The 3,056-nt window shown below is 55.1% G+C and carries 1 tRNA gene and 1 rRNA gene; both read left to right on the forward strand.

Annotation, left to right across the window (positions count from 1 at the left end):
• Nucleotides 1-2,898: ribosomal RNA gene (locus tag EDM58_RS24265) — 23S ribosomal RNA — on the forward strand; the annotation flags it as partial.
• A gap of 58 nt (nucleotides 2,899-2,956) precedes the next feature.
• A tRNA-Asn gene (locus EDM58_RS24270) sits at nucleotides 2,957-3,032 on the forward strand.
• Nucleotides 3,033-3,056 lie beyond the last annotated feature (24 nt).

Consider the following 3,056-nt stretch of genomic DNA (forward strand, 5'->3'; position numbering starts at 1 on the left):
CCTTGGCGCTAGGAGCCGAAGAAGGACGCAGCGAACTGCGATAAGCCTCGGGGAGCGGTAAGCACGCTTTGATCCGGGGATCTCCGAATGGGGGAACCCACCATCCGTAATGGGATGGTATCCGTATCTGAATCCATAGGGTACGAGAAGGCAGACCCGGTGAACTGAAACATCTAAGTAGCCGGAGGAAGAGAAAACAATAGTGATTCCGTCAGTAGCGGCGAGCGAACGCGGAAGAGCCTAAACCGTCAGGTTTACCTGGCGGGGTTGTGGGGCGTCTCACACGGAGTTACAAAAGACGCGCGTAGGTGAACAGCTTGGGAAAGCTGACCACAGAGCGTGACAGTCGCGTAGCCTAAACGCGCGTCTCTCCGAGACCAACCCCGAGTAGTGCGGGACACGTGAAATCCCGTATGAATCTGGCAGGACCATCTGCTAAGGCTAAATACTACCTAGCGACCGATAGTGAACCAGTACCGTGAGGGAAAGGTGAAAAGCACCCCGGGAGGGGAGTGAAAGAGTACCTGAAACCGTGTGCTTACAAATAGTCGGAGCCCGTTAAAAGGGTGACGGCGTGCCTTTTGTAGAATGAACCGGCGAGTTACGGTAGCGTGCGAGGTTAAGTCGAAGAGACGGAGCCGCAGCGAAAGCGAGTCTGAATAGGGCGCAAGTACGTTGCCGTAGACCCGAAACCGTGTGATCTAGCCATGTCCAGGGTGAAGGTAGGGTAACACCTACTGGAGGCCCGAACCCACGCACGTTGAAAAGTGCGGGGATGAGGTGTGGCTAGCGGTGAAATTCCAATCGAACTCGGAGATAGCTGGTTCTCCCCGAAATAGCTTTAGGGCTAGCCTCGGAATAAGAGTCTTGGAGGTAGAGCACTGATTGGGCTAGGGGCCCTCATCGGGTTACCGAACTCAGTCAAACTCCGAATGCCAATGACTTATGTCCGGGAGTCAGACGGTGAGTGCTAAGATCCATCGTCAAGAGGGAAACAGCCCAGACCATCAGCTAAGGTCCCCAAGTGTATGTTAAGTGGGAAACGATGTGGAGTTGCCCAGACAACCAGGATGTTGGCTTAGAAGCAGCCACCATTTAAAGAGTGCGTAATAGCTCACTGGTCGAGTGACTCTGCGCGGAAAATGTAACGGGGCTAAACATACCACCGAAGCTATGGCAGTCCTTACGGACTGGGTAGGGGAGCGTTCCAAGCAGCAGTGAAGCCGTACTGGAAAGAGCGGTGGAGCGCTTGGAAGTGAGAATGCCGGTGTAAGTAGCGAAAAGACAAGTGAGAATCTTGTCCACCGAAAGCCTAAGGTTTCCTGGGGAAGGCTCGTCCTCCCAGGGTTAGTCGGGACCTAAGCTGAGGCCGAAAGGCGTAGGCGATGGACAACAGGTTGATATTCCTGTACCACCTTTGTTCCGCTTGAGCAATGGCGTGACGCAGGAGGATAGGGTGAGCGGCCTACTGGATGGCCGTCCAAGCAGCAAGCCTGGTGTGTAGGCAAATCCGCACACTGCTAAGGGCAAGCTGTGATGGCGAGGGAAATTTTAGTACCGAAGTCCCTGATTTCACACTGCCAAGAAAAGCGTCTAGCGAGGAGCAAGGTGCCCGTACCGCAAACCGACACAGGTAGGCGAGGAGAGAATCCTAAGGTGCGCGGGATAACTCTTGCTAAGGAACTCGGCAAAATGGCCCCGTAACTTCGGGAGAAGGGGCGCCCCGGTAGGGTTTATAGCCCGAGGGGGCCGCAGTGAAAAGGCCCAAGCGACTGTTTAGCAAAAACACAGGTCTCTGCGAAGCCGCAAGGCGAAGTATAGGGGCTGACGCCTGCCCGGTGCTGGAAGGTTAAGGGGATGGGTTAGCGCAAGCGAAGCTTTGAACCGAAGCCCCAGTAAACGGCGGCCGTAACTATAACGGTCCTAAGGTAGCGAAATTCCTTGTCGGGTAAGTTCCGACCCGCACGAAAGGCGTAACGACTTGGGCGCTGTCTCGGCAAGAGACCCGGTGAAATCATAATACCTGTGAAGATGCAGGTTACCCGCGACAAGACGGAAAGACCCCATGGAGCTTTACTGTAGCCTGGTATTGGAACTTTGTGCATCATGTACAGGATAGGTGGGAAGCTGAGAAGCAGGGGCGCCAGCCTCTGTGGAGCTGTCGGTGGGATACCACCCTTGATGTACGGAGTTTCTAACTCGTCGCCCTGATCGGGCGAGAGGACCATGCCAGGTGGGCAGTTTGACTGGGGCGGTCGCCTCCCAAAAGGTAACGGAGGCGCCCAAAGGTTCCCTCAGAATGGTCGGAAATCATTCGTAGAGTGTAAAGGCAGAAGGGAGCTTGACTGCGAGACCTACAAGTCGAGCAGGGACGAAAGTCGGGCTTAGTGATCCGGTGGTTCCGCATGGAAGGGCCATCGCTCAACGGATAAAAGCTACCCTGGGGATAACAGGCTTATCTCCCCCAAGAGTCCACATCGACGGGGAGGTTTGGCACCTCGATGTCGGCTCATCGCATCCTGGGGCTGAAGTAGGTCCCAAGGGTTGGGCTGTTCGCCCATTAAAGCGGTACGCGAGCTGGGTTCAGAACGTCGTGAGACAGTTCGGTCCCTATCTGTCGCGGGCGCAGGAAGTTTGAGGAGAGCTGTCCTTAGTACGAGAGGACCGGGATGGACGCACCGCTGGTGCACCAGTTGTCACGCCAGTGGCACAGCTGGGTAGCTATGTGCGGAAGGGATAAGCGCTGAAAGCATCTAAGCGTGAAGCCCCCTCCAAGATGAGACTTCCCACAGCGCAAGCTGGTAAGACCCCTCATAGACGATGAGGTTGATAGGTTCGGTGTGGAAGCGTGGCAACACGTGGAGCTGACGAATACTAATCGGTCGAGGACTTATCCACACACATCCACAAAGCATTCATGCAGATTCAGTTTTGAAGGAATAAATTCCTTCATTGTTCCTCGGTAGCTCAGTCGGTAGAGCAATCGGCTGTTAACCGATCGGTCGGCGGTTCGAGTCCGTCCCGAGGAGCCATATATACGGAGAGTTACCCAAGAG

The organism is Brevibacillus panacihumi (assembly GCF_003710985.1).
Lineage (GTDB): Bacteria > Bacillota > Bacilli > Brevibacillales > Brevibacillaceae > Brevibacillus > Brevibacillus panacihumi.